This window comes from Paenibacillus sp. IITD108, assembly GCF_036541265.1.
Lineage (GTDB): Bacteria > Bacillota > Bacilli > Paenibacillales > Paenibacillaceae > Pristimantibacillus.
Window position 1 is genome coordinate 1 of record NZ_JAZHCT010000098.1, and the last position, 365, is coordinate 365.

Here is a 365-nt window from a genome sequence, read left to right on the forward strand (position 1 = left end):
GATCCGACGCCCGGTAAAACTGTACCGCCTTTCCCCGGCGACAAGCTTCCACGCCCAAAGCCGTTGCCAAATGCGTCTTGCCTGTGCCTACCGCGCCCATGAGCAGCAGGTTTTCTTTGCGTTCCAGCCACTCTAGCTCCCGGATTATCTCGTGGCTGCTTCTGCCAGGAAACGAAATGTGGTCGAACACATAGCCTTCGAAAGTCTTAATGTGCGGAAATCCTGCTTGTTGCACCAGCTTTCCTAGCTTGGCACGGCGTCGTCCGTCGAGTTCCACTGTAAGCAATTGCTCCACGATGCTCTTCACTTGCTCGTCCTGTTGAAGCGCTACATGATCTACCACATGAGCCAACCGAAGCTGTCGT

Annotated in this window: 1 protein-coding gene; it reads right to left on the reverse strand. The window is 54.8% G+C overall.

The annotated features are described in order from the left end of the window. Positions 1 to 365, reverse strand: a 365-nt coding sequence (locus V1L65_RS28660) for an ATP-binding protein (RefSeq protein WP_331702768.1), incomplete at both ends; no start/stop codon positions are given.